This window comes from Streptomyces sp. NBC_01003 (genome assembly GCF_045162695.1).
In the GTDB taxonomy this organism is placed as follows: domain Bacteria; phylum Actinomycetota; class Actinomycetes; order Streptomycetales; family Streptomycetaceae; genus Streptomyces.
Genome location: NZ_CP108707.1, coordinates 94,326 through 120,301 on the forward strand (window position 1 = coordinate 94,326; position 25,976 = coordinate 120,301).

Consider the following 25,976-nt stretch of genomic DNA (forward strand, 5'->3'; position numbering starts at 1 on the left):
CGCCCCGAGCGGAGCCGGGAGCCCGCCCGGCGGAGCGGAGCGCAGCCGGGTGCTTGATGAAGTAGGGAAAGTTCCACCGCGCTGTCTGGTCGTGCTCGGCTCGGTACTCATCGAACAGGCTGAAGAACAGGTCAATGGCCTGCTGGTGAGATGCCTGCGCCCTGGCCGTCAGTGACCGCCCGCGTTGATGTCAGAAGCAGATGTGAAAGGCCACCTACCAAGATCGGTAAGTGGCCTTATCGCTTGTGCCCCCAGCAGGATTCGAACCTGCGACACCCGCTTTAGGAGTTCGATCCGAGCCCGCTGTGATTGCGGCCCCCTGTGCGCACGGGCGCCACATATGGTTGTCGGCAGCCACCGCGGTCCGTGGTCGTTGATGTCAACGTTGGATGTCAGCGGAACAGCTCTGGCACCGGACAGACTTGCAACGGCTCTCCCGGTCAGTCGGCCCAGCGTCACCGGACATGCCGACCGGCGACATCCACAGCAGTCGACAGGTCGGCGAAAGTGCGCTTGCGGCAGTCTGCTTGGATGCCGGAGATGACGACGAGTTCTCTTGTTCCCCGCGCAGACGACGCTGATTCCGACCGCCTGAAGGCCTTGCTGGAACGTGCCGCCACGGGCCGGGACAGTCAGGCCTGGAGCGACCTCTGGACGGAGCTCTACCACAACGGCTCTCTGGACGTCGCCCATCCGCTGGTGCTGCACACGCTGGCCGACATGGCGGAGGCCGACAAAGCCGGCGTGGCGCCTTCGGCCCTCCACTTGGCTGGCGCACTTCTCGTCCAGGCCGACCAGCGGTCCGAGACCCGGAACCTGCGGCACCAGTACGCGCCGGAAGTTGCACGCCTACTGGGCGCCGCACACCGGTGGCGGCAGGTCACCGCCGACCGCAACGACTACTGCTATCTGGTTGAGGCGGTCCTGAACCTGGAGGGTGACATCCACTGGGCGGAGGACTTGGTCTGGGGCGTCGTCAGCGAGGAATACGAGCTCGAGTGCCCCGATCCCGACGGGTGCGCGTCGCTGTGGGTGATTTTCGGAGAGCGGGGCTTCTTCAGCGCGGCGGAGGACTACGCCCTCTCTGACGACATCGAGACCTTCCCTCTCCATCCGGCCGATCCTCGCGCCCTGGAAGGTCTCGGCCGACGCCTCTACGACCTTGCCCTGGCCGACGGTCATGAGGAAGTCGCGCGCGCCCTGACTTATGCCTTCGGTGAGGCGACCTGCCCGGAGTGTGAGCAGCGCTTCTCCGTCATTGGGCAGGTCGTCGACTGTTCCAGCTGAGAACCGCGTCGGGGAGGCAAGGTTTGAACCCACGACCTCTTCGTCCCGAAGCAACTTGGGCGGGCGGTCGACCTTGGATCAGTGCGCTCGTGACCTGCGGCGACAGTCCATGGGCGTTCGTGGGTGTTCGCTGCTGTGCGCGGGTGATGGGTGGTGAGTACCCCCGCGCCGCCTGACCGGACCCCATCACCACAGCTCACCGCACCAACTCGTATGTCCGAGCGGCACAAGGCAGAGCGCCGCGGATCCCACCCCTTCTCAATAGTGGATCACCTTCGCTATCGTGGAGGTATGAGTGACGGCATCACCTTGTCCAGCGGTCTGTCCATGTCCGAGCTGGGGGCCAGGATCCGGGGCGAGCGACGGGCCCGTGGTATCAGCCTGGAGCGGCTCGCCGAGCTCAGCGGCGTGAGCCGGAGCATGGTGTCCGAGGTGGAACGCGGCGCCAAGACACCGAGCGTGCTGGTCCTCGATCGCCTGGCGACCGCACTGGGCACCTCAATCGCTCGACTCCTGGACGAACCGGTCCGCCCCGACGTCATGGTGCTGGCTGCTGACCGGCAGCACGTGGTACGGGACCCCGCCGGGTGGGAACGGCGGATCCTTTCCCCGGTCCTGCCGGACATCGAATTCGAGTTCATGCGCACCACCCTGGAACCGGGCATGGACGCAGGAGAATTCTCCCCACACGCGCCGGGATCCCACGAGTACGTGGCAGTGGAACACGGGTGTTTGCACCTGACCGTCGACGGCGTGGCCTACCGGCTTGAGGCCGGGGACGCGGCCTATTTCCCCGGCAACCGCCGGCACGCATTCGCCAACGACTTTGCCGACGAGTGCGTGTACTACCTGGCTATGACGCTGGCCCCGGCAGCCGACTCCCACCTCCACCTCACGTCGGGAGGGCACGATGCATGACCTGCGGAAAGCAGTCCGGTCGGCAGCGGACCTGGCAGCCGATCATCTGGCAGGAGTGGCCGAGAGCCCGGTGTGGCGGCCGGTGCCTGAGGCAGACCGCACATGGCTCACCCGGCAACCACTACCCGCCGGCAGCCGCCCGCTGGCGGACCTACTGGATGAGGTGCGCGACCGGATCCTGCCGTATCCCATGGGCAACGGGCATCCCCGGTTCTTCGGTTGGGTCAACTCCCCGCCGTCCCCGGCCGGCGTCCTGATGGCCCCCCTGGCTGCGGCCATGAACCCCAGCTGCGCGGGCGGAGACCACACTGGCGTTCTGCTGGAGCGCACCGCCGTGCGGTGGCTGGCAGAGCTGGTGGGATTCCCCCACCCACCGGGGGCCGGGCTGCTGACCAGCGGAGCCTCCATGGCCACCATCGTGGCACTGGCCACCGCCCGCCACCATGCCTTCCGCGACCAGGGCCACGACGTGCGCGAGACCGGCCTGTACGGGCATCGCCCGCTGGCTCTCTACGTGTCCGCCGAGGCTCACAGCTGTCTGCGCAAGGCGGCAGAACTTCTCGGCCTGGGCACCCGGTACCTCCGCACCGTCCCGGTCGACTCGGCTTTTCGTATGGACACCGGCGAGCTGCGCCGTCTGATCGCGGCCGACCAACGAGCCGGGGTGCGGCCGTTCTTCGTCGCCGCCAGCGCGGGAACGGTCAACACCGGAGCCGTCGACCCCCTGGATGAGATCGCCGCGATCGCGCTCGAGTACGGACTGTGGTTCCACATCGACGGTGCCTATGGCGCGCTCGGCATCCTCGCCGACGACGCCGCCCCTGGCTATGCGGGACTGGAACGGGCGGACTCGCTGGCTCTGGACCCGCACAAGTGGCTTGGCGTCCCCGTTGATGCCGGCTGCATCCTCTTCCGTGAACCGGCCGGCCCGCGCGACGCCTTCAGCCTGGTTCCCCCCTACCTGCGCGACGAGAACGCCGGGGAGCTGGGCTGGTTCTCCGAGTACGGCACCGAACAGACCCGCCCGTTCCGCGCGCTGCGGGTATGGGCCACGATCGCCCACCTCGGACGGGACGGCATCGTTGACCTGGTGCAGCACACCACCAAGCTCGCGCGCACGCTCGCCGAGCTGATCGAAGCCTCCGACGACTTCGAGCTGCTCGCCCCGGTGGTCACCTCCGTCACCGCATTCCGCCACCGCCCTCCAGCCCTCGACACAGACCGCACGGAAGCACTGAACGAGGCAATCCCGGCCGCCGTGCAGCGCCGTGGGCACGCCTTCCTCACCGGCACACGGATCTCGGGTGCCGCGGCCCTGCGCGCCTGCGTCCTCCACCCGGGCACCACGAAGGACGACCTGACCGTCCTGCTCGACGAAATCCGAGCCGCTGCGCGGGAGATCACCTCATGAGTACTCAGCACCTGGTCGTCGACCTCGGCGGCGTGCTGTTCCATTTCGACCACGCCCATCGCCTGCAATGCCTGGCCGATGTCTTCGCGCTCCCCACAGACCGAATCGACATGCTGCTGTGGCGCTCCGGCTTCAGCGCCGACTGCGATTCGGGCAAGTACCCGCACGCGGCAGAGATCCGGGACCGTATCCGGGCTGCCACCGGCTTCACCGGCAGCGACGATGACCTCGACGCCGCATGGTGCAGCGCCTTCCGGCCCGACCATGCCGTCCGGGCGACACTGGAACGCCACCGCGGCTCCCTGCCCCTGGCCCTGTTCACCAACAACGGCCCGCTGGAGCAGGAGGCGCTGATGCGGCTGTACCCCACGATGTTCGACGGCTTCAGCCACCTACTGTCCAGCCACCGGCTCGGACACCGAAAGCCCGACCCGGCAGCCTTCGACGCCGCCGCGAAACATTTGGGCGCTTGCCCCGACGACATCCTCTTCATCGATGACAGCGCGGCCAACACCGACGCAGCACGCGCCGCAGGCTGGACCGCTCTCCGCTTCCGGAGCAGAGAGACCCTCGAACAGACCCTGCACTCCCGAATCCAGTAACTGATCGTTTCAGAATGAAATCGTTGTGGCGGCTTGGCAGTTGGGTGTTGGGTTGGCAGGATCTGTTGGGTGTCTGCCGACCTTGTGCCTGATGACCTGTGGGAACGTATAGCCCCGCTGCTACCGGTGCGTCCGCCTCGGCGGCATCGGCATCCCGGGCGGTTGCCGGTGGATGACCGTGCTGCTCTGCGAGGCATCGTTTACGTGCTGTGCAAGAGCGTGAGCTGGCGGGACGTCCCCGCCGAGCGGATCGGCTGCAGCGGGGTGACGGCCTGGCGGCGTCTGCGGGACTGGACCGAAGCCGGAATCTGGCCCCGCCTGCACGAAGTCCTGCTGGCGGAACTACGCAAAGAAGGCCTGCTGGAGATGGACGACGCCGCGATCGACGGCTCGCACGTCCGGGCTCTCAAAGGGGGGCTCACACCGGACCTTCGCCGGTCGACCGGGCACGCCCCGGCAGCAAACACCACATCATCGTCGACCGGCACGGAACCCCGCTCGCTATCACACTGACCAGCGGAAACCGTCACGACGTCACCCAGCTCATGCCTTTACTGGACGCCATACCGCACATTCGCGGCCTGCGCGGCCGACCCCGGCACCGGCCCCGGCGGCTGTTCGCCGACCGCGGCTACGACTTCGACAAGTACCGGCGCCTCGTCCGGGCTCGCGGGATCACACCCAAGATCGCCCGCCGTGGCACCCCGCACGGCTCCGGCCTGGGCAAGACCCGATGGGTCGTCGAGCGCACCTTCGCCTGGCTCCACCAGTTCAAACGACTCCGCATCCGCTACGAGATACGCGCCGACCTCCACCTCGGACTGCTCCAACTCGCCTGCAGCATCATCTGTTTGAGACGACTCCGGACCTCATTCTGAAACGATCAGTAAGCCACGGCGTGAAACCGGGCCCTACGCGGTGAGTCGGAGTGAGCCGCTTGTAGCGGCAAAAGGCTGAGCGAAGCCGAGAAAGCCAGATAGTTGCAAGGATTGCGCTCGAAGCGGCGGTTGAGCCGGCGGTACCCAGTCGGGAAGGACATGGTCCGCTCGATAACCCACAATCCGCCAACGGCGGCGGCGCGCATCACGCTTCAGTCGACCGAGGCGTCTCAGGCGATGCCGCCCTCGGCGTCAACCCGGGCGATGCGGCGACGATCCAGACGTGCCCGGGAATGCGGACACCGTCGATGATCTCGAACTCCACGAGGGCGTCGCGCACTTCGGAGCGGATACGGGCGGTGGTCTCCGGGTCGACATCGCGCAGGTTGTAGCGCACCGGGCCCATGGCGAGGATGAAGTCGGTGGCGTCGCCCGCATCGGCGCCAAAGGTCATGGGAACCTCGGCGGGGGCTACGTCGATGTCGGTGAACCCGGAGGCGGTGAGCATCTGGCGGATGCGCGCAGGGTCGAGGAGAGACCCCATGCCCCTGGCGGCGGGGGATGCCTCGCGCAGGAACGGGGAGAGTGCAGCGGTCGCACGGGCGTAGGAGCTGTCCGGGCCCGCAGGCTGTGGGCCGAGGAACGCAAGTCGCCCGGCGGGCACGAGCGAGTGCCTGAGATGAGTGAAGGCCGCGATGTGGTCGGCGAAGAACGTGACACCGCCGCGGCTCAGGACGACGTCGAAGCCTCGGCCGGGCAATGGATGCACTTGGGCGTCGCCCTGTTCGAAGGTGACGTTGCCGATGCCTTCCGCGGCGGCGTCACGGCGGGCGCGGTCCAGCATGGGCGCGGACAGGTCAATTCCGACGACGTCTCCGCAGTACGCCTGCCGCGCGGCGATGCGCGTCGTCTGGCCGGTGCCGCAGCCGACGTCGAGGACCCGGTCACCGGCCGCGCTACATGGACCGAGTTGAAGGCCTGGCCGGACGGCGAGGCATAGCGGCCTCCTGTGCTCGTCAGGCCGCCGCAGCGTCAAGCTCGGGGTGACGCACCGCCCGCTTCAACGCCATCTCCACGTCGAACCGCGACTCCCCTGCCTCTTCCTGGACCCGGCCGATGGCCTGCTGCACGGCGAGCGCCGTGGCCACCGTCAGCCGCCTCTCCTGGATCTCCGTTTAGGCAGCGCGTTCCAGTTCGATCAGATCGTCAGGGAGTTCGATAGCCACATCGCAGAATCTTAAGATGCCGGCGCGGTCGGCCCAGCATGCCGCACCGTCCTGACCGGCTCGGTTCCCTGCGCCTTGGCGTGCCGGATAGCGCCGCGGCCATGACGGGGTGGCTGCCGCAGTGCTGACGCTGCCGCTCGGCTCATACCGAGCCCTCGTGATCGGGGGCCTGGCCGCGGCGTATCTGGCGCTGGCGATACTGACCGTCCGCGACCGACGACGCACCCTCCCATGATCGTCACCTCTGTTTATCTCGCAGCCGTTCGGCCTCGGTCCTGGCGGTGCGGTGGAGGGAGGCGGCGGTCTCCATCGCGTCGTCGGTCGCGGTCACCGCGCGGGCTTTCAGGTCGGCGAGGAGGCTGCTGGCGATGCCGCGTAGTTCGTCGCTCATGTCGACGAAGTCGGCCAGCCGTTTGAGAGCCGCGAGTTCACCGGCACGCAGGGGGACGCTGAGGAGCGTGTCGTCGGACAGGATGTCCGCTGTGGCCAGCCTCTGGCTGGCGGCGTTCCGCATCGGCGGAAGCGTTCGTTGAATTTGTTGTTCCGGTCGAATCGGCTTAGTACTCCAGCTGTAGATCGTGATCTTCATGCCTGAGTAGCTCACAGGAGCGGTCGAGAGCGCGTGTTTCGAGGACGCGGCGGAAGTCGGCGTCGTGCTTGCCGCTTTCAGCGGATGCTGTCGGCCGGTGTCGAGCGAGTGTCCGTGCCCTGTCTGACCAGGACGACCAGTCGCTCTGCTTGAGTGGCGTCGGTGGTGGTCAAGGCGATCCCGTTGGCCAGGGCGAGTAGTTCCGATGCGTTGAGGTCGGCGCGGACAACACCGGCGCTTTGCGCCCGAGTCAGCAGTGCGGACGCGGCTGTGTGCATCGACTGGTGCCAGCGGTCGAACAGCGCCGATCGCTGACCGGTGCGGTCATCAGTGATCGACAGCGCCAGTTCCCGCTTGGCTGCCACGTGTGCGATGAAATCCTGAAGCCAGGCGAAGAGGGCGTCGCCGGGAGGATCCTCGGCCAGCAGGGACTGGCTCCGGGCGCAGAGCTCGGCCACTTCCTCGGAGTAGACGGCGATGATCAGTTCGCGACGCGTCGGGAAGTGCCGATACATGGTGGCATTGCCGACGCCGGCCCGGCGGGCGATGTCGTCAAGCGGGGCGTCGACGCCGTGGTCGTGGAAGACGTCTCTGGCCGCGGCCACGAGCAGGTCGTAGTTGCGCTGGGCGTCCGCGCGACGACGACGCTGGGGTTCCGAACGCGGCGCAGGTCCGGCGCTCTGCGATGGCATGACCCTCCTTGTTAATCGGGGACTTCCCCGGTTACGGTAGCCGAACGCGGCAAACGGGGAGCTCCCCACTTGCTGCCTCGTATTCCCACCAGAGGAGATGCCGCATGCCGCAGGGGACAAAAGACACCGCGCACCCAGGACCGGGAGAGATTCACCGGCGCATCGTCGAGAGCTACGCGCAGATCCTGGAAGGCCGGCTCGAAGACGCCCTGGAACTGATCGACCCCGAAGTCGTCGACCACCGGGGAGGCACCCAAGGCGATCACCGGGGACGCGAAGCCTGGCGACAGAAGTGGGAGCGGATGAGCGCGGGCAGCGCGTTCCACGACGTCTCCGTGACGATTGAGCAGAACGTCGTCTCCGGCGACACCTCCGTCAACCGGTACACCAGCAGGGGCACCCACACAGACTCCGGCCGACGCTACGAAGTCCTCAGCATGGACATGGTCCGCGTCCGCAACGGCCGAATCGTCGAGCACTGGGCCCTGCGCGACGCCGATGCGATGCGCGACCAGTTGGGCCTGTGAAAGAACCTCCTGCCTCTGGCGGCCAACTGGTGACCGCCGGGCCCAACGGGAACCTCGCCCGCTGGCAGGAGGCGTTCGACAACCTCATGGGCCGGGTCGCGGGTCGGTTCGCCCGGGTCGAACCCCGTCGCCGGATGAGGAAGTTGGTGCTGGGACTGCTGTCCGACCTGCCGCGCAAAAACTGCTGGACCATCGCCGAGTGGGCCGGCGACACGCCCCCGGACGGCATGCAGCACCTGCTGGGCAGGGCCAAGTGGGATGCCGATCAGGTCCGCGACGACGTACGCAGCTACGTGGTGGAGCACCTGCACGACGACCAGGCGGTACTGGTCGTCGACGAGACCGGCGACGTGAAGAAGGGCGTCGACACGGTCGGCGTCCAGCGCCGCGGGCCTGTGCAGGGCACGGTGGCGTGGCCGGCCGATGTGGGTGGTGAGCCGGTTCGCCGACATCCGGCAGGCTTTGAGCGATCCTCGGCTCAGCGCCGACGACCGTACGCCCGGCTTCCCCGTCCCGGCCCCCGCCGACTCGGAGGTGGCCCAGTCCTTCGTACGGATGGACGACCCGGAACACATCCGGCTACGGAGGATGCTCACCGGCGAGTTCACCGTCAAGCGGATGGAGCGCTTGCGCCCGCTGATCCAGGAGCAGGTCGAGCACTTCCTGGAGCAGATGATCAGTCAGGGGTCAGCGGCGGATCTGGTGAGCGCCTATGCCTTCCCGATCCCGTCCATGGTCATCTCACTGATGCTCGGTGTGCCCTACGAGGACCACGCCTACTTCCAGGAGCACAGTGCCACCCTCGTCAGGTCCGACGCGACCGACGCGGAGAAGCAGGCCGCCACCATGGCGCTGGCTGGCTACATGTACGAGCTGGCGGTGCGCAAGGAGCGCGAACCGACGGACGACCTGATCAGCCGGCAGCTGAGGCGGGTCGCCGCCGGGGAGATCAGCCGTGACACCGTGGTCGTCAACGGTATGGCCCTGCTGGTGGCCGGGCACGAGACAACGGCCAACATGATCGCCTTGGGCACCCTGGCCCTGCTGGAGCAGCCCGACCAGCTCGCCCGGATCCGCGACACCCATGACCCCACCGTCGTGGCCAACACGGTCGAGGAACTGCTGCGCTACCTGACCATCGTCCAGGACGGGATCTTCCGCGTCGCCACCGAGGACGTCACCATCGGCGGGCAGCTCGTCCAAGCCGGCGAGCCCCTGCTCATGAACCTGCCCGCAGGCAACCGCGACGCGTGCTTCACCAGCGACCCCGACGCCTTCGACCCGGAACGCAACACCCGCGGCCACCTCGCCTTTGGCTACGGCACTCACCAGTGCCTCGGCCAGCTCCTGGCCCGCGTGGCACTCCAGATCGCCCTGCCCGCCCTGCTGCGCCGCCTGGCCAACCTCCGCCCGGCAGTGCCGCTGGACCAGATCGCCTTCCGCAACAACACCATTGGTCGGGGCGGCTGCGCGGCCGACCGACTCCGGTGCGGGGCACGGAGATCTGTTCCAGCACACGCTCGAGCTGGGGGCCGTCACCATAGTGTCCGGTTCACCGTCCAGCGCAACGGCGACATCGGATCGCCCCGCTCGTCAGGTTCCACCAGTGCCAGCAGCGCGGGCCGCAGACCCGGATCAAGGTCCACGGCCTTCTTCCGGCCACCACCGGCCCTGCGCACCCGTCCCAAAGGCTCTTCGCCGGCCTCCAACTCGCGCGCCCCTTCGCGGACCGTCGTCTCGCTGACCTGGGCCGCCTGCGCGACCGCCCGGATACCGCCGTGGCCCAGGAGCCGGGCCTCGGCCCCCATCATCAGCCGCCGCTGCCGCTCGTCCAGGTGCGGGAACAACACCCCGAACTTGATGGCGAGTTGATCTCGAGTTTCGTCGGATATGCGCATACCACGTGAACGAGCTCGCCCGTGGGAAGCAACACGTTGATTCTCTGCGAGCCCTTACAGTTCCACGCCGTACGGCGGTTCCGCCCCGGCCCGCGAGCAGGTGACGGCCGCCGCTCGCGCCGCGAACCGCAGGACATCGCTCCAGTCTGCGGGCCCGAGCCCTGCGAGCCCGTCACGGGACAGACGGTCGCGGGAGTCCAGGGCGTGCAGCAGCGCCGCGTTCACTGTGTCGCCGGCCCCGATCGTGTCGACGACCTCGACGTCCACGCCGGGCACCGCGTGCGGGCCGTCGCCCATGGCGGTGAAAGCCGTCAGACCCGCACCGCCACGGGTCACGACGACGGCCGACGGCCCGGCTGCGAGCCAGCCCTCGATGCCGCCGCCGAGCCACTCCGCATCCTCCTCACTGAGCTTGAGCAGGGAGACGTACGGCAGCCAGCTCTCGAAGCGTGCCCGGTAGGCGTCCGCGTCCGGGATCAGACCGGCGCGGATGTTCGGGTCGAGGGCGACGAAGACGCCCCGCGCGGACTCGCGCCGCATCAGGTGCTCATACGCGCTCGCACCCGGTTCGAGGACGAGCGAGCACGTACCGACGGACAACGCCCTTACCCCCGACGGGAATTGAGCCGGGGCCGTGAACAGGCGGTCCGCGCTGCCCTCCGTATAGAAGGTGTACGTCGCCGAGCCGCCCTCGGCGACGGACGCGACCGCGAGGGTGGTGGGTTCGGCGCCGCGCTGGACGAGGTCGACCGCCACTCCTTCCTTCTCCAGGTGCGAGACGAGTGCCGTACCGAACGCGTCGGTCGAGACGCGGGAGCAGAACGCGACGTCTGCGCCGAGCCGCCCGAGCGCGACGGCCGTGTTGTACGGTCCGCCGCCGCGCGCGGGCAGCAAGGGGGCGAGCGGGTCGCCGGTGCCGCTCTGCGGCACCAGGTCGATCAGGGCTTCACCGGCGACGACGATCACGCCAGGGCTTCCTTTCCGGTCAGGGTGATCCCCTTGGAGTCGGGGCGCAGGGTGAGTACGGAGACGGCGGTGACAGCGGCGACGCAACAGCCCATGACCACATACGTGCCGCGGTAGCCGATGCTGTCGTAGCCGAGGCCGGCGAGCGGGGAGATGATGGCGGCGCCGAGCTGGGTGGCCAGCTGGAAGCCGACCAGATAGATCGTGGACGACAGCCGGGGCTCGAAGTGGCGGTTGATGTACTTGAAGATCGCGATCAGCATGATCGGCAGCTCGACGGAGTGCAGCAGTTTCACCGCGGAGATCGCGAGGGCGCCGGTGACCAGGCCGGAGAGCAGGATCCGGGCCGCCATGACGCAGCCGGAGATGAGCAGCGACTTCTTCGGCCCGATGCGGTTGACCAGGAACGGCGCGAGCGCCATGCCGCCCGCTTCGAGGAAGACCTGCACGGAGTTCAGGTCGGAGAACATCCGGTTGCCCTCGGCCTCGGTGGAGAAGAGCGAGGTGAAGTAGGAGGGGAACATCGCGTCGTACGTGTTGTACGTAGCTGTCACCGCGACCACGAAGAGCAGCAGGCCCCAAAAGGCGGGGTAGGCGAAGAGGGACTTCACGTCCGAGAGCGAGACCGAGGAGGCCGCTTCGTCGACGGCCTCGGCGCGGCGGCCGTCCGCGACCCGGATCGCGACGATCAGGCCGACGAAGACGGCGGCGGCGACGGACGCGGCCCAGAAGTTCAGATTCGGGTTGATGTTGAACAGGCGGCCCGCGAAGAAGGTGGCGGCGGCCCAGCCGAGCGAGCCGAACATCCGGGCCCGCCCGAACTCGAAGCCGTGGAAGCGGCCGAGGCGCTCCGTGTAGCTCTCCAAGGTCGCGACGGCGACGGCGAAGGCCATGGCCAGGTAGGCAGAGCCGACGACCAGGCCGAGGGCGAAGTGGTGCTTGAGCAGCGGCCCGTACACGTAGATGTACATCGGGCCGACCAGCAGCATCAGGCCGCCGATCCAGTACAGGAGGTTCTTGCGCAGGCCGAGGCGGTCCTGGAGGTAGCCGTAGACCGGCATCGTGATCAGACAGCCGATGGCGTTGGCGCTGATCACGAGAGAGCTGCGGCCGGCGCTCAGACCGATGTCCTGGGTCAGCCAGATCGAGAACAGCGACCAGGACAGCGACCACGTCACGAAGAACATGAAGAGCGCGGCGCTGGCCAGGGTGAAGTTCACCTTGCGCCGGCTGTGCCCGGGAGCAGGCGCGGCCCCGGACGCACCGGTGGGCCGATCTCCGCCGGGGTCCGCGCCCGTCTCCTGCCGGCCGGGACTGCCCGCGGCGGGGGACGTGGCCGTCGCCGCTTCCTTCTGCATGGTCATGTGTGCGCTCCCTCGCGCCAGGCACCGCGTCGTACGCGCGGAGCCGCTTCATCATGCCGGAATGATTCATTCCGAATCTAGTCCCTAACACGTGCTAGGGCGGGATTACTATCACGTGTTAGGTTCCGTTTGGCAAGAGGCAGGACACGCACCGGCAACACGCCCGACACCGTGCGCCGGGCAGAACCACACACCGACGGCGGCGCGCCCCCGCCTCGACGCACCGCCGACACGGCGCACCCGAAACGGCGCGCCCGCGACGGCCCGACCTCCGGGCCCTACGGCAGTAGCCGTGGGCCCTATGACAGAAAGTGATGCCGCCATGGCCGACCGGAACACACCCCGCCTCCACGTACGGCCCGCCGCCGGTCAGTGGTGCAACGACCCCAACGGCCCGCTCTTCCACGACGGCCGCTACCACCTCTTCTTCCAGCACAACCCGGGCGCGCCCGTCTGGGGCGACATCCACTGGGGCCACGCCTCCAGCCCCGACCTCGTGACCTGGACCGACCACGGCATCGCGCTTACCCCGACCCCCGGAACCCGCGACGAGCTGGGCGCCTGGTCCGGCTGCGCGGTCGTCGACGGCGGTGTGCCCACCGCCGTGTACACCGGAATGGACCGCACCGACGGCATCGGCTCGGTCATGCTCGCGCGCGCCGCCGACGAGGCGATATCGACGCTGAAGGCCGAGCCGGAAGCCGTCGTCCCCGGCCCGCCGACGGGCCTCGACCTGCTCGCCTTCCGCGACCCGTTCCTCTTCTCGTACGAGGGCCGGCGCTGGGCCGTGATCGGCGCCGGGCACCGTCGCGCGCCGGAGGCGGGCGGCCGCCCCGACGTGCTGCTCTACCGCGTCGACTCGCTCAACGAGTGGACCTACGCCGGCTCGCTCCTGGACGCGGCCCACCCGCTCGCGGCCCGCCACGCCGCGCCCGCCGACGCCTGGGAGTGCCCCGCGCTGCTGCCCACCGGTGACGGCCGCTGGATCCTGCTCCTGTCACTGTGGGCCGCCGACATCACGTACTCGACCACGTATCTGATCGGTGATCTCGCGCCGTCCGGCACCGGGTTGACCTTCGTGCCGTCCTCGGGCGGCATGCTCGATCACGGCCGCGACTTCTACGCTCCCACCGCCCTCGTCGAGGACGGCCGAAGCCTGCTGTGGGGCTGGAGCTGGGAGTCGCGTACCGAGGAGGAGTCCGTGACCGTCGGCTGGGCGGGCTGTCTGACGCACCCGCGCGAGATCGGCGTGCACGAGGACGGCACGTTGCGGCTCGCGCCCGCGCGGGAGTTGACGGGGCTGCGGGGCGCCGAACTGGCAGTGGGAGACGCGCTTCCCGCCGCGTACGAGATCGAGCTGGACGTGGCCGTCGGCCACCCCGACTCCGAGGTAGAACTGCACCTCGGGGACACCATCGCGCTGCGTCTGAACCCGACGCGCGGGCTCGCCACCCTCGACCGGACAGGCGCGCCAGCCACCTCGCACCATCCGCTGCCCAGGACCGCGCAGGTCACCGCCGTCGTGCCGGGCGGGTCCCGGGCGCGGCTGCGGGCTCTGGTCGACGGGCCGCTCGTCGAGGTGTTCGTCGACGAGCGGGCCATGCTGACGGAGAAGGTCTACCCCGCGCCCGAGGGCATGCTCGGCGTCGCGGTCGTGCGCGGTGCGGCCGAGGTCCGGGTGACGGCCTGGGAGCTGACCGGTCGCTGAGCCCGCAGGCGGGCGGCGAGAGCGCTACGGGGCGACGGCCCGGTCGCCCTCCCGACACCTGGACAAGGCCCTTCCCACCCTCGGGCTCGTCGCCCCACCCCGTCGTGGTCGCCACCGGTCCCGCCATGGCGCTCGGCACGTGCATCGGCGGCCTGCGCACCAGGACGACGGGTCACGGCATCACGGAGCTGTCCGGCACCCAAGGCGCTTGCGCCGCCGCCGGTTCGCGGTTCAGCTTGGGCTGCCCACCGACTCCCGTTCCACCACCGGGCAGTCAAGCAGCAGGCCCGCCGACCGGTCGACGTCGTGCCCCGCGTCCGCCGCGTCGAGCAGAGCACGGACCGCCTCCGCGCCCATCTCGTAGTGCGGCAGCGCGACCGTGGTGAGTGCCGGGACCAGATGGGCCGCCATCTGGTCCTGGTCGTCGTAGCCGACGAGGGACAGCTTGCCGGGGACGTCGATCCCGAGTCGGGCCGCCGCCAGCATCGCGCCCGCCGCGACGCGGTCGTTGGCGCAGACGATGCCCGTCGGGCGGGTCTCACCGGGCTGGTCGAGGATCCGCAGGGCCGCCGCGTAGCCCTCGTCGATCTGCCAGCCCGCTCGCACCGTCCATCCCTCGCGCGCCGTGAGTCCGGCGGCGCGCAGGCCGTCGGTGAATCCGCGGGCGCGGTCGGACGCCGCGATGTTGCCGGTCTCGCCCGCGAGCAGCGCGATGTCGCGGTGGCCCGCCGCGATCAGCACGTCCACGGCCGAACGGCCGCCGCCCCGCTCGTCCGCCACCACGTACGCGTATGAATTCGGCTGCTGTGGGAGGCAGTTGGCGAGCACCGTGCGGGCCGGGTCCAGGCTGTCCGGGACCTGGGTACGGCGCATCGACATCGCCGCGTAGACGACGCCGTCGACCCGGCGGGCCCGCAGTTCGGCGATGGCCTCCGTTTCGGCGGCCGGATCGTTGCGTGACTCCAGGAGCAGGACCTGGTGCCCGCGTTCGCGGGCCGCGTCCATCGCGCCGAGCACCATCCGCCCGGCGAACGGGCTCGTCGCGATCTCGTCACTGAGCAACCCGATGACCGCGCTCCGCTTGCGCCGAAGGGAACGGGCCACCTCGTCGGGCCGGTAGCCGAGTTCGTCGGCCGCCTTCTTGATCCGTTCCTGCGTCCCGGCGGAGAGGTTGCCCGCCGCGCGGCCGCTGAAGACGAAGGAGACGGCGGCCCGTGACACCCCGGCGAGTTCGGCTACGTCGCGGGCGGTGGGGCGGCGGTTCACGGTGTCGTCCTCGATTCATGGGGCCCTGGGTCGCGCCCGTTCCTGTACGCGGCCCGTGCATGCGTCCAGTATCTCCGTACGAGGTCACGAGTGCCGTCGGTAGGGTGCTCTCATGGTGGGCAGAGGCGGTTCGGGCGGCAAAGCGGTCGGTGCGCGGGGGCAGGACGCCGCCGGTGCCGGTGGCACTTCGGGCGCCAGCGCCCGGGGTGATGCGGGGGCAGCCGAGCCGGGTGCCGTCGCGCGGCCCACCTCCCGTGACGTGGCACGGCTCGCGGGCGTCTCGCACACCGCCGTGTCGTTCGTGTTCAACGGCCGCGCCGACGGCAATCTCTCCGCCGAGACCCAGCGCCGGATCCGCGAGGCCGCGACGGAGCTCGACTACCGGCCGAACGCCGTGGCACGCGGTCTGCGCAGTCGGCGTACCGCCGTGATCGGCCTGGTCACCGACCACATCGCGTCGTCGCCGTTCGCGGGCGCGCTGCTGCGCGGCGCGATGGAGACGGCCTGGGAGCATGAGCATCTGCTGTTGACCGTCGACTCCTCGGGCGACGCGGCGAAGGAGGACGCCGCCGTCGCCGAGCTGCTCGACCGGCGGGTCGACGGCATCGTGTACGCGGCGATGTCGCTGCGCCGCGCGGACCGGCTGCCGAAGGGGCTCGACCGCACGCCGTTCGTGCTGGCCAACTGCCTTCCCCCGGAGGGGAGTCCGCACGCCGCCGTGGTGCCCGCCGAGCGGGCCGGCGGGCGGGCCGCGGCACGGCTGCTGCTCGACGCGGGGCACCGGCGGCTCGCTCTCGTCGGCGGGCTCGACGACATCGCGACCGCCGAGCGGCTGCGCGGCTTCCGTGACGCGCTGCGCGGGGCCGGGCTGCGCGCGGCGGCCGAGGACGTGGTGCGCACGGGCGGCGAGATCTCGGCGGGGTACGAGGGGGGCCTGGGCGTCCTCGACCGGCCGCGCCCGGACCGTCCGACGGGCATCGTCTGCTACAACGACCGCGTCGCGGCGGGGGTGCTGCATGCCGCCACCCGGCTCGGGATCGACGTACCGGGCGAGGTGTCGCTGGTGGGGTACGACGACCAGGAGCACATGGCGGCGTTCCTGAATCCGCCGTTGACCAGCGTCGCGCTCCCGCATCGCGCGATGGGCGAGGAGGCGGTGCGACTGCTGCTCGACGCCATCGGCGCGCGGCGCGCGCCCGAGGCGCGGGTGCTGAAGCTGGAGTGCCCGGTGGTCGTGCGGGAGTCGGTGGGAAACGGGCCGGGCGCGCGACGGTAGCCGGGCGCCCAGAGAACCGGTTGCCGGGAACGGTTCGTTTCGGGTAGCGACCTAAATCGTGTCAGGAAAGTGAACCTGGCCCCTTTCCACCTTTAACGAGTTAGGTCTACAGTCCTGGTCGCCCCCCGTCAGTGAAGCTGGGAGAACCGAGGACCGATGACGCCCCCTGAGCCGCGCCTGAACCGCAGGACCCTTTTCCGTACGGCCACCGCCCTCGGCGCCGCCGCGGCGCTGCTGCCCGTCGCCGCGCCCGCGCAGGCCGCCGCCCCAGCGGCGCACAGGGTGAAGGCGAAGTCGAAGGCGAAGTCCACGTCGACGGCCACCGGCTACCGCGACACGTACCACTTCACAGTCCCCGACCAGTGGAAGAACGACCCGCAGCGGCCGATCTGGATCGAGGGCGAGTACCACTACTACTACCTCTACAACCCGGACTACCTCACGGGCGGGACGGAGGCCGGTACCACCTGGCGCCTGGCCACCAGCACCGATCTGGTGTCCTTCCGCGACCGGAGTGTCGCCGTGCCCAAGGACACGACTGTGAACGGGGACGTGTGGTCGGGGTGCGCGGTGGTCGACCCCGGCAACACGGCCGGGTTCGGTGCGGGCGCCGTCATCGTCGTCGTCACGATGGAGCCTGACAGCACCGCCAACTCCCAGGCGCAGTACCTGTACTACTCCACAGACGGCGGCCACACCTTCACCAACCACGGCACCGACCCGGTCCTGGCCAACCCGGGCGTCAAGGACTTCCGCGACCCGAAGGTGATCCGCGACGAGGAGCGGGGCCGCTGGGTGATGGCCCTCGCCGAGAAGACCAAGGTCGGCATCTACCACTCCGACGACCTCAAGTCCTGGACATACGCGAGCGGCTTCACCCACGAGGGCCTCGGCACGCTGGAGTGCCCGGACCTGTTCCACATCGCCGGCACCGGCGGCACGGCCACCTGGGTGCTCGGTGTGAGCGCCAACGGCAAGGCGTCCGGCCTGCCCAACACATACGCGTACTGGACCGGTTCCTTCGACGGCACCACCTTCACTCCGGACGCCGCCGCCCCCCAGTGGCTCGACCACGGCTTCGACTTTTACGGCGCCGTCACCTTCGACAAGCACCGCGCCGACGGCTCCGTCGACCCGGCCATGCGGTACGCGATCGGCTGGATGAACAACTGGGACTACCCCAACACCACGCCCACCATCGACTCCGACGGCTTCAACGGCACCGACTCGATCGTCCGCGAGGTGACCCTGCGCAAGGACCCCTCCGGCACGCTGTATCTCGCCGCCAGCCCGGTCACCGCGCTCGACGACCACGTCTCCAAGACCGTGGACCTCGGCGATCTCACGGTCGACGGGGAGCTCGCGCTGTCGTACACCGGCATCTCGTACGAGCTGACCTGCGAGATCACCTGGGACGGCGCGCTCACCGGAGCGGGCGTCCAGCTGCGCAAGTCGGTCGACGGAGGGCGGCACATCGACGCGGGCGTCTATGACGACTTCGCCTTCGTCAACCGTCGTGGCGTGCCGAATCCGGACTCCTCCGGGAACTACCAGGAGAGCCATACACCCTTCGACGCGGCCACTCGGTCGGTGCGGCTGCGCGCGCTCGTGGACCGGACGACCGTCGAAGTGTTCTTCGACGACGGGCGGTACGTGCACTCGATGGAGGCGTTCCCCTACCTGGTCGACATCGGGGTCTCGCTGTTCACCACCGGGGGCGCGGCGGTGTTCCGCGACACCATGATCCGGGAGTTCACCGTCTGAGGCACGTCACACAGGAGTGAACCACTTTCCTGCTGCCCGTCACTCGGACACCGAGTGACGGGCAGCAGGAAAGCCGCGGAACGCGAGCGCCGCGCGAACCGGAGCGCACAGGTCTTCACGGGGCGGGGTGCTCCTTGTGCTGGGGCCGTCCCTGCCCGCGTGGAGCGCACTCGGGGGCGCGCTCGGTGTGCTGCATGCACCAGGGCCGTACCTGCGCACACGGAGCGCACCTTGCTGGCCTGGGACCTCTCATAAGCCCACGACGCTTTCCGACTACTTTCACAGGTTCCGGCAAACAGCACTTAATGGCGCATACGCGTTAAGGACGGGTGGCTCGGTCACCCGGCCACGGTGCCTGCCTGCTCGCAGGAGCAGGCAGAGCTGCGCCGCTTCCTTCCGTGCCGTGCACGGGGTTTCCTGCCCTTGCCGTAAAGCCGGTGCGTCCACGGGCGTTCTACTCCCCCACCCAGGGGGCGAGTTCACCCCCGCCAACGGCGAGGCGAACACCAGCACCATAGGACCGCCACGACCGGGAACCGAGAACCGACACATAACAGAAATATCATCGCATATCGATTGCCAGTGGTGGCTGTAACGCTAGCTGGCATGAGTGAGAACACTGTCACCGTCGTCCGTGAGGCTCTGGACCCGAGCCCCGCACAGCGCGAGATCCTGCACCGCTACGCCGAGGCGTCCCGCCGCAGCTTCAACTTCGCCTACGGGATCAAACACGCCTGGCAGCAGCAGTGGAGCCACGGACGTGACTGGCTGATAGCCCAGGGGCAGTCTCCGCAGGAGGCTGCGCGGAACGCGCCGGTGAAGGTCCCGGGCCAGTTCGACATCCAGAAGATCTTCCTTGCCGTGAGGGACAGGCCGTTGGCGGGGCCGGTGTGGCCGGGTGAGGAGCTGCGGTCGTTGTTTCCGTGGTGGCGTGGGGTGAACGCGATCGTGTGCCAGCAGGCGTTTCGGGACGCGGACACGGCGTTCTCGAACTGGAAAAGTGCTGCGCGGCGCGGTGTTCAGGTCGGCTATCCGCGGCCGAAGCGGTACGGGCGGTGCCGGGATTCGTTTCGGATGTTCAGCGTGCGGCTCGTGTCGGAGAACCTGCGCCATGTGCGGATCGGCGGAGAGAAGACGCCCGGCGGGCAAAAGGCATTCGTCGTGCGCCTGCACCGCCCCGCGCGGCGTCTGGCACGGCTGCTGGCGCGGGGCGGGGAGGTCAAGTCGGTGACGATCGCGCGGGAGGGACGCGCCTGGTTCGCGTCCTTCAACGTGCGTATCCCGGCGCCGGAGCCGGTGCGGGCATCGCGCCGCCAGCGCACCGCAGGCACCGTCGGCGTAGCCCTCGGCGTGACGGTGTTCGCTGCAATGTCCAGCCCGCTGGTCATCGGCGACGACAAGGTGCAGCTGTTCGAGAATCCGCGGCACTTGGACAATGCCCGGCGGCAGCCGCACAAGTGGCAGCGGCGCATGGCCCGCCGGCACGTGAAGGGGCTTCCCGCCTGGCGGCAGTCGGCGGGCTGGCGCCAGGCGCGGGACGAGGTGGCGCGGCTGCATGCGCTGGTCGCGGCGCGGCGTGCGTCAACGCAGCATCTGCTGACCAAGCGTCTGGTGACGCAGTTCGCGCACGTCGCTCTGGAGGATCTGCAGGTGATGAATATGACCCGCAGCGCGCGGGGGACGGTTCAGGAGCCGGGACGGAACGTGAAGGCGAAGGCGGGCCTGAACCGGTCGATGCTGGATGTCGGGTTCGCGGAGATCAGGCGGCAGATCGAGTACAAGGCCCCCTGGTACGGGGCGCGGGTGAGCGCGGTCAACCCCGCCTACACCTCACAGACCTGCAACCGGTGCGGCCACGTGGACGCCAAGAGCCGCCGCACCCGTGACCTGTTCACCTGCACCCGATGCGGGCACCACACGCACGCCGACATCGGCGCGGCCGTCAACATCAAGCACCGCGCCCTCGCCGCCCAGGAAGAAGCTGCTGGACAGGAGCCGGACGGCGCACAGCGCCCAGGGGCGGACGGGAAGTGAGTCGAAGGATGAGTGACGCTACTGCCAATGGCCCTGACCTGCCCGATCCCCGCGACCCGATGACCGTCGAGGCGGTCCTGACACGGTGGCCCACCGGCGCATGGAAACGCGAGCTCATCGACGGAGTCATCTACTTCTACGGCGAGTTCGACCAGCGGGACATCGAAATCGCCCAGCGGACATACCCAGGGCGCCGGATGCTGGTCAACCGCGCCAAAGACCTGGAAGTTCATCCCGGCGGCGCGGGCCCGGCACGGTCCGTGCTGGACAGCTCGTGAAGCCCGGGGACGCTGCGACGCTGCCCGCTCGTAGGGGGCACGCCGTCTTCAAGACGGCTGCCGACGGCCCGCGCCGCCTCAGCGCAGTCTTGAGCCGGCGTGTCTCCGACGGGCGGCCCTCCCTCCTCGCCTGGGCCGAGCCTCATCTACTGGGTCACCTTCTAGTTCTTCAGCTCCCCGACCTGGACCGCGAGCTCCTTGTTGCGCGACGCGCTGGATGAGCATGACGGCGACACTATCGTTGATGACGTGCGGGCGTGAAATGCCCCTGCTGCCGCAGGGCGCAGGGGTTCTTGGTGTTCACGGTGTCGGCTTCGTGTTCACGGTGTCGTGGAGAGAGCCGGTGTCTTGGCCGGGAGGGGCTGCTGGGAGACTGGCTGCCTGTGACTCACTCTGATCTTGCTCGCCGTATCCATGCTGCTTCCCATCTGACCGGGCAATTCACGCTTCGGTCCGGCCGTACTGCCACGGAGTACTTCGACAAGTACCGGTTCGAGGGCGACCCGGTCCTGCTGGACGAGATCGCCGGGGAGATGGCTCCGCTGGTGCCGCCGGGCACCGAGGTCCTGGCCGGCCTGGAGATGGGCGGCATCCCGGTGGTGACCGCACTCGGCCGACACACGGGGCTCCCCTGCGCTTTCGTGCGCAAGCAGGCCAAACCGTATGGCACCTGCCGTCTCGCCGAGGGCGCCGACGTCGAAGGCCGTCGGGTGCTGGTCGTTGAGGATGTGGTCACCAGTGGTGGACAGATCGTGCTGTCGACCGCGGACCTGCGGGGTCTGGGGGCTCAGGTGCAGGAGGCTCTGTGCGTGATCGACCATGAGCAAGGCGGTGCCGATGCCCTCGCGGCCGAGGGCATCGGACTGTTGTCGCTGCTGACGGCCGCAGATCTGCGGGCCGCTGCCGTCTGACCGGCCGGGCGCCCTTCAGTCCGTCGCGTGTGTCTCGGTGATGGCGAGGCGGGTGAAGGACTCGTCCACGATGCTCTTCTCGTCGGCGAACGCGTCGATGAGGGACTGCAGGGCGATGTTGTTGACCGAACGGGGCAGGCCGCGGCTGGTGAGGTGGATCAGGTCGACGGCGTCGTCGGAGAACAGCGGATCAACGCGTCCAGCCAGCAGGCACAGTGCTTCTGTGAGAAGGGGCTCTGTCGTACCCGCGACGTAGGGTCCGGACACGTGACCGATGAACCCACACGTGAGATGAACCGTCTGATCGATCTGGAGCGAGCAGCCGTCGCCGCCTTCGCAGCCGTACGGGGTGAGCCCTACTCCGCGGAGGCATGGAAGCCCTGGTACGACGCGACATGGGCCTTTCAGAAGGAGGTCACGGCATATGCGAAGCAGGACGGGGTGGGCATGAGCCGCTACGAGGTTGAGATGGCCGCGAAGGCAACCGCCAGGCACGAGACGCCCGCTGAGTGATGCGCAAGTGAGGAGCCCCCGTCACCGGCCCAGTGAATCCGGTGGCCGCGGAAACGCGGGGACTAGTACTGCAACGGTCTTTGCCGTGACTGGTGGGCAGTTTCGGGCGGTGTGTGGCCGCGTTGTTTGTAGTGGCTGGCACGGGCTTGGAACTGGCGTTGTCGGCGCCAGTGTGACCAGTGCAGGACGTGGCCGATGGAGGCCGGGCAGCGGTGCGTGAGGCGGGTGATCAGGCGTCGGATTTCGGGGAGGGTGAGAGGGATGAGCTGGGAGGATCCGTTTCTGCTTTCCCTGCATCGAGTGCGCGGGCCCGCAGGACGGTGAGGCAGGCGTGGGCGGCCATGGCGTGGGTGATGTGGCGGTGCCAGCCGGGATAGCGGCGGACCTGGTAGTCGTCCAGGCCGCATTCCTGCTTGGCGGTTTGGAAGCATTCCTCGACCGCCCAGCGGCTGCCAGCGACGCGGATGAGCTCGTCGAGTGTGGTGTCTGCTGGGCAGTAGGCGATGTAGTAAGAGATCTCCTGGGGCCGGCTGACACTGCGGCGGGCCATCACGTAGTGCCGACGGTCTTCGCGGTGCCAGGGCCGGACCTCGACCCTCGCCCAGTCGTAGACGCGTGGTCCGTGGGCACCGTTGCCACAGGAGCGGCGTTTCCACTTCTGCCTGGGAAGTCCGGGAAACAGGTCGTGGACAGGATGATCGATGGCCCAGCGGGTGACGACGGTGTCGTGGCGGGTGGTGGCCATGACGTGGAAAACATCGGCCCGCTCGAGCTCGGTCCGCCAGCCCTTGGAGAAGCCGTAAGCGGCGTCCGCGGTCACCCACCGGAACGGGATCTTCTCGGTGATCGCCCGGCGGACCATCGCCTTGGCAATGACCACTTTCGTTTCGAAGGCGACCGTGTCCTCGATGCCTGCGGCCCGACAGCGTTCGCGGTCATCGGTCCATGACGTGGGCAGATACAACCGGCGGTCGATCAGCGTGCGGCCGCGAGCGCTGGCATAGGCGAGGAAGACACCGACCTGGCAATTCTCCGTCCGCCCCGCCGTCCCGGAATATTGGCGCTGGACCCCGGCCGAACGGACACCCTTCTTCAGGAAGCCGGTGTCATCCACGATCAGGACGGCCTCCGGGTCGCCGAGATGCTCGACGACATAGTCGCGGACGTCGTCGAGGACCTCGTCCGCGTCCCAGTCACACCGGTTCAGCAGCCGATGCATCCGGTCGGGAGCCGCGTGACCGGCCTCCTCGGCCAGCGTCCAGCCGTTCTTCCGCTCCAACGGAGATATCAGCCCCCGCATATACGCCAGGGCCGACTCCCGCGGCTCCGACCGAGCAAACCGGTGCACAAAACACTCATGCACCTCACCCAGACCCGACGCCCACGTCCTCACATCACCCAACACCCCACCCATGACCAGACCAACGACCACCCTGGCAACCAGTCACGCCAAAGACCGTTGCAGTACTAGGTCACCGGGGACGCCATCAACGACTGGGGCCGCGGCCGCGGCCCGACGTGGGAGACAGAGAACGGAGAGACCAAGGGGCGGGCCGGCAGGCCAGGCCACCCGGGCAACGCTGCCTCTTCCTCCGGCTGTCGCGGAGAAAGAGGTGTCGGTGTGCCCGAAGGGCTTGCCCAGGGGGCCTGAGCAGGGGAAACCCTCAAGATCACGAAAGAGGGGTTCACACCTCCGGCCGTACCTTCGGTGCACCCTTGGGTGCACCTGTGCAGGCAAAGCCGGTTTCCGCAGGTCGCAGCACCCCGGCCGCGCCTCTCAGAGCGGCTTCGCAGAACTCGGCGGTTGTGAGAGGGGTTCTGCGAGAACCGGCCTGGGCAAACGTGCTTGGCGCTGGCCAGCAGGAACGGTTCTCACAACCGCGCCGGGCGATGCCGACCGGTCAAGGCCAGCGGACCCGGCCAGGGCCTGCGGCCCTTCCGCGACCCCGATGCCATCGAGGACGAAGGGGAAGACGGCTGAGGGCCGGCGCATCCGAGACGGCCTGTGCCCGCTGCGCGGCCCGGCCGCGGCCGGTGATGGCGACGCGGACGGTGGAGAGGAATGACCTCTTCCTGGCGGCGGTCTCCGGATAGGTACGGGGAAGTGCTTATCGGCCGGTTCCGGGGTGGGCGTGGCGGCCGTCGTGGTGGGGTCCATGCCAGTCGAGGCACAGCACCGTGGCGTCGTCGGGCAGGTGGCCGCCGCAGGCGTCGGTAACCGCTGCTGCCAGGACGCGCACGACCTCGCGGGGATGTTCGGAGGCGGTCTCGCGCATGAGGCCGGGCAGGTCGACGGACTCGGCTTGTCGTTCCTGCATGCCGTCGCTGTGGAGCAGGAGCCGGTCGCCGGGGCGCAGGTCGAGGAACTGTACATGGTACGGGGTGGGTCCGGGGGCGCCGAAGAGCAGGTCGACGTCCAGGCGCACCTCGTTCACCGTGCCGTCGCGTAGGAGCAGCGGCCAGGGGTGTCCGGCGTTGACGACCTGTGCGCCGGTCCCGTCCAGGGCGATGCGCAGGAGCTGGCCGGTGGCCATGGTGTCGTGGCCGTGGTCGAGGAGAGCCTGGTGGATCCGGCGGGCCTGCTCGGTCAGGCTGGCGCCGTCGCGACGAGCGCCGCGCGAGGCATTGACCAGGAGGGTGGCCATGAGTGCGGCGTCGACGTCGTGGCCCATGGCATCGGTGACGGAAAGATGCAGGGTGTCGTGGCCGAGGGCGTAGTCGTAGGTGTCCCCGGCGGCGTCGTCGGCCGGGACCAGGCACGCGGCGAGCACGAACTGTGCGGCTTCGCAGGAGGGCGCGTCGGGCAGGAGCTGGCGCTGGATTTCGGCGGCCAGGCTGAGAGGGGTAGCGCGCTGACCCCACCGGTAGAGGTCGGTGAAGCGGCGGTCGGTGACGATGATGTACGCCAGCGCGTGCGCGGCCTCGCCAACCTCGTCCAGGATCTCCTGGCTGACGTGCGGCAGGGACATCTCCAGGACGCCGATGGTGTCACCGCGGTTGGTCACCGGGGCGAACACCCGCTTTCCGTGCCCGGCGTCGGGGGCCTGCACCAGCTCCTGGGTGCGCAGCACCTGTTCGTAGACGCTGCCGGCCAGCTGGATCTGATCGGCGTCGAGGCCGGCCCGCGGGGCGATCCCCTCGTCGACCCGCACCATCTGCCGGCCAGCGACGCCGACGAACAGGAACGACACCGCCCGCGCGTCGAACCGGTCGCGTAGATTGCGCGCCACCACGGCGAGAGACGCCCCCGGCGCCGCGTCCTCCGCAGCGGCGAGCACCTCGGCCAGCCCGAACGGGTCACCCGGCATCCTTGCCTCCGCTCATGCGAATGTCCCAGCCTGACCGCGGGCACTGCCCGCATGCGATCTCACACCGGTTCCACCTCGGCGGCGGGCAGGCACGCCCAGTCCCTCGCATAAATGACCGGTTGTGAGGACCGTTCCTGCTGGCCAGCGCCAAGCACGTTTGCCCAGGCCGGTTCTCGCAGAACCCGTCTCACAACCGCCGAGTTCGGCGAAGCCGTTCTGAGAGACGCGGCCGGGGTGCTGCGACCTGCGGAAACCGGCTTAGCGTTACTGGCTGTTCCGTTGGTCCTACCGGACCGGTAGAGGCGCGGTGGCTGAGCCTGTCCGTGTGCGCAGACTGACCGACCTGGAGGGGCAGAAGCTGCAGCAGATCGTGCGCCGTGGCAGCACGAGTTCGGTGCGCTACCGGCGCGCGATAATGCTGCTGGCCTCGGCGGGCGGGAACCGGGTTCCGGTGATCGCCCAGCTGGTGCAGGCGGACGAGGACACCGTGCGTGATGTGATCCACCGGCTGGGTTCTATCTGGCCTTCGGCGTAAGCCTGGCCGGCTTCGTTCTGGGCTC

23 protein-coding genes and 5 pseudogenes are annotated in these 25,976 nt (G+C 69.0%); 16 read left to right on the forward strand and 12 right to left on the reverse strand.

Annotated features, from left to right (window positions below; genetic code table 11):
- Positions 1-531: 531 nt before the first annotated feature.
- From OG698_RS00405 to OG698_RS00425, 5 genes are all read left to right on the forward strand, one after another.
- Complete coding sequence (locus tag OG698_RS00405; protein WP_406100682.1) at positions 532-1,287, forward strand: hypothetical protein; 756 nt, start codon at positions 532-534, stop codon at positions 1,285-1,287.
- 291 nt (positions 1,288-1,578) lie between these two features.
- Positions 1,579-2,205, forward strand: a complete 627-nt coding sequence (locus OG698_RS00410; protein WP_406100683.1) for a helix-turn-helix domain-containing protein — start codon at positions 1,579-1,581, stop codon at positions 2,203-2,205.
- An 82-nt stretch (positions 2,206-2,287) separates the two neighbouring features.
- Positions 2,288-3,616: a pyridoxal phosphate-dependent decarboxylase family protein gene (locus tag OG698_RS00415; protein ID WP_406100685.1), complete on the forward strand. Its 1,329-nt coding sequence runs from the start codon at positions 2,288-2,290 to the stop codon at positions 3,614-3,616.
- The gene (locus OG698_RS00420; protein WP_406100686.1) at positions 3,613-4,218 is read left to right on the forward strand and encodes an HAD-IA family hydrolase; all 606 of its coding nucleotides are present in this window, start codon (positions 3,613-3,615) and stop codon (positions 4,216-4,218) included. The genes OG698_RS00415 and OG698_RS00420 overlap by 4 nt, the downstream gene beginning before the upstream one ends.
- 69 nt (positions 4,219-4,287) lie before the next feature.
- A protein-coding gene (locus OG698_RS00425) for an IS5 family transposase (RefSeq protein WP_406100688.1) occupies positions 4,288-5,096 on the forward strand; the annotation gives its coding sequence in 2 pieces (ribosomal slippage) (positions 4,288-4,627 and positions 4,627-5,096; 810 coding nt in all).
- Between the two features lie 52 nt (positions 5,097-5,148).
- Here OG698_RS00425 and OG698_RS00430 read toward each other — a convergent pair.
- The 5 genes and pseudogenes from OG698_RS00430 to OG698_RS00450 all read right to left on the reverse strand — a co-directional run.
- A pseudogene (locus tag OG698_RS00430) lies at positions 5,149-5,275 on the reverse strand (IS5/IS1182 family transposase); the annotation flags it as partial.
- 26 nt (positions 5,276-5,301) lie between these two features.
- The gene (locus OG698_RS00435; protein WP_406100689.1) at positions 5,302-6,132 is read right to left on the reverse strand and encodes a class I SAM-dependent methyltransferase; all 831 of its coding nucleotides are present in this window, start codon (positions 6,130-6,132) and stop codon (positions 5,302-5,304) included.
- Positions 6,113-6,244, reverse strand: coding sequence for a hypothetical protein (locus tag OG698_RS00440; protein WP_406100690.1), 132 nt, complete (start codon positions 6,242-6,244; stop codon positions 6,113-6,115). Before OG698_RS00440 ends, OG698_RS00435 begins: the two co-directional genes overlap by 20 nt.
- A 316-nt stretch (positions 6,245-6,560) precedes the next feature.
- Positions 6,561-6,911 carry a hypothetical protein gene (locus OG698_RS00445; protein ID WP_406100691.1) on the reverse strand — a complete coding sequence of 117 codons (351 nt, stop codon included), beginning with the start codon at positions 6,909-6,911 and terminating at the stop codon, positions 6,561-6,563.
- Positions 6,912-6,988: 77 nt separating this feature from the next.
- Entirely contained in the window at positions 6,989-7,603 is a 615-nt protein-coding gene (locus OG698_RS00450) for a TetR/AcrR family transcriptional regulator (RefSeq protein WP_406100692.1), read from the reverse strand.
- Positions 7,604-7,707: 104 nt separating this feature from the next.
- On the opposite strand from OG698_RS00450, the gene OG698_RS00455 reads away from it, so the two are divergent.
- The 3 genes and pseudogenes from OG698_RS00455 to OG698_RS00465 form a co-directional block, all read left to right on the forward strand.
- The gene (locus OG698_RS00455; protein ID WP_266528649.1) at positions 7,708-8,130 is read left to right on the forward strand and encodes an ester cyclase; all 423 of its coding nucleotides are present in this window, start codon (positions 7,708-7,710) and stop codon (positions 8,128-8,130) included.
- Positions 8,131-8,216: 86 nt separating this feature from the next.
- Positions 8,217-8,519: pseudogene (locus OG698_RS00460) on the forward strand (transposase); the annotation flags it as partial.
- A gap of 475 nt (positions 8,520-8,994) precedes the next feature.
- Positions 8,995-9,513: pseudogene (locus tag OG698_RS00465) on the forward strand (cytochrome P450); the annotation flags it as partial.
- A 161-nt stretch (positions 9,514-9,674) separates the two neighbouring features.
- Here OG698_RS00465 and OG698_RS00470 read toward each other — a convergent pair.
- The 3 genes and pseudogenes from OG698_RS00470 to OG698_RS00480 all read right to left on the reverse strand — a co-directional run.
- Positions 9,675-10,028 (reverse strand): annotated as a pseudogene (locus OG698_RS00470) (ISAzo13 family transposase); the annotation flags it as partial.
- Positions 10,029-10,082: 54 nt separating this feature from the next.
- Positions 10,083-10,994: a carbohydrate kinase gene (locus tag OG698_RS00475; protein WP_406100693.1), complete on the reverse strand. Its 912-nt coding sequence runs from the start codon at positions 10,992-10,994 to the stop codon at positions 10,083-10,085.
- Positions 10,991-12,358, reverse strand: coding sequence for an oligosaccharide MFS transporter (locus tag OG698_RS00480; protein ID WP_406100694.1), 1,368 nt, complete (start codon positions 12,356-12,358; stop codon positions 10,991-10,993). The genes OG698_RS00475 and OG698_RS00480 overlap by 4 nt, the downstream gene beginning before the upstream one ends.
- 322 nt (positions 12,359-12,680) lie before the next feature.
- Between OG698_RS00480 and OG698_RS00485 the strand changes: the two genes are divergently transcribed.
- Entirely contained in the window at positions 12,681-14,066 is a 1,386-nt protein-coding gene (locus OG698_RS00485) for a glycoside hydrolase family 32 protein (protein ID WP_406100695.1), read from the forward strand.
- Between the two features lie 231 nt (positions 14,067-14,297).
- Here the strand turns inward: OG698_RS00485 and OG698_RS00490 are convergent, their stop codons facing one another.
- Positions 14,298-15,332: a LacI family DNA-binding transcriptional regulator gene (locus OG698_RS00490; RefSeq protein ID WP_406100696.1), complete on the reverse strand. Its 1,035-nt coding sequence runs from the start codon at positions 15,330-15,332 to the stop codon at positions 14,298-14,300.
- A gap of 112 nt (positions 15,333-15,444) precedes the next feature.
- Between OG698_RS00490 and OG698_RS00495 the strand changes: the two genes are divergently transcribed.
- The 5 genes from OG698_RS00495 to OG698_RS00515 all read left to right on the forward strand — a co-directional run bounded on the left by OG698_RS00495 (position 15,445) and on the right by OG698_RS00515 (position 21,595).
- Complete coding sequence (locus OG698_RS00495) at positions 15,445-16,608, forward strand: LacI family DNA-binding transcriptional regulator (protein WP_406100697.1); 1,164 nt, start codon at positions 15,445-15,447, stop codon at positions 16,606-16,608.
- A gap of 156 nt (positions 16,609-16,764) precedes the next feature.
- Positions 16,765-18,372, forward strand: a complete 1,608-nt coding sequence (locus OG698_RS00500; protein ID WP_406100698.1) for a glycoside hydrolase family 32 protein — start codon at positions 16,765-16,767, stop codon at positions 18,370-18,372.
- 606 nt (positions 18,373-18,978) lie between these two features.
- On the forward strand, positions 18,979-20,406 hold the full coding sequence (locus OG698_RS00505) for an RNA-guided endonuclease InsQ/TnpB family protein (protein ID WP_406100699.1): 1,428 nt from the start codon (positions 18,979-18,981) through the stop codon (positions 20,404-20,406).
- A gap of 8 nt (positions 20,407-20,414) precedes the next feature.
- Positions 20,415-20,684 carry a hypothetical protein gene (locus OG698_RS00510; RefSeq protein ID WP_406100700.1) on the forward strand — a complete coding sequence of 90 codons (270 nt, stop codon included), beginning with the start codon at positions 20,415-20,417 and terminating at the stop codon, positions 20,682-20,684.
- A gap of 383 nt (positions 20,685-21,067) precedes the next feature.
- Complete coding sequence (locus OG698_RS00515; protein WP_406100701.1) at positions 21,068-21,595, forward strand: orotate phosphoribosyltransferase; 528 nt, start codon at positions 21,068-21,070, stop codon at positions 21,593-21,595.
- Between the two features lie 15 nt (positions 21,596-21,610).
- On the opposite strand, the gene OG698_RS00520 is transcribed toward OG698_RS00515, so the two are convergent.
- Positions 21,611-21,862 carry a hypothetical protein gene (locus OG698_RS00520; RefSeq protein WP_406100702.1) on the reverse strand — a complete coding sequence of 84 codons (252 nt, stop codon included), beginning with the start codon at positions 21,860-21,862 and terminating at the stop codon, positions 21,611-21,613.
- Between OG698_RS00520 and OG698_RS00525 the strand changes: the two genes are divergently transcribed.
- Positions 21,863-22,108 carry a hypothetical protein gene (locus OG698_RS00525; protein WP_406100703.1) on the forward strand — a complete coding sequence of 82 codons (246 nt, stop codon included), beginning with the start codon at positions 21,863-21,865 and terminating at the stop codon, positions 22,106-22,108.
- Positions 22,109-22,337: 229 nt separating this feature from the next.
- On the opposite strand, the gene OG698_RS00530 is transcribed toward OG698_RS00525, so the two are convergent.
- Together OG698_RS00530 and OG698_RS00535 are read right to left on the reverse strand one after the other, a co-directional pair.
- Positions 22,338-23,522: an IS701 family transposase gene (locus OG698_RS00530; RefSeq protein WP_406100704.1), complete on the reverse strand. Its 1,185-nt coding sequence runs from the start codon at positions 23,520-23,522 to the stop codon at positions 22,338-22,340.
- A 694-nt stretch (positions 23,523-24,216) separates the two neighbouring features.
- Complete coding sequence (locus tag OG698_RS00535) at positions 24,217-25,416, reverse strand: PP2C family protein-serine/threonine phosphatase (RefSeq protein WP_406100706.1); 1,200 nt, start codon at positions 25,414-25,416, stop codon at positions 24,217-24,219.
- A 307-nt stretch (positions 25,417-25,723) separates the two neighbouring features.
- Here OG698_RS00535 and OG698_RS00540 point away from each other — a divergent pair.
- Positions 25,724-25,936 (forward strand): annotated as a pseudogene (locus OG698_RS00540) (IS630 family transposase); the annotation flags it as partial.
- Between the last annotated feature and the right edge of the window lie 40 nt (positions 25,937-25,976).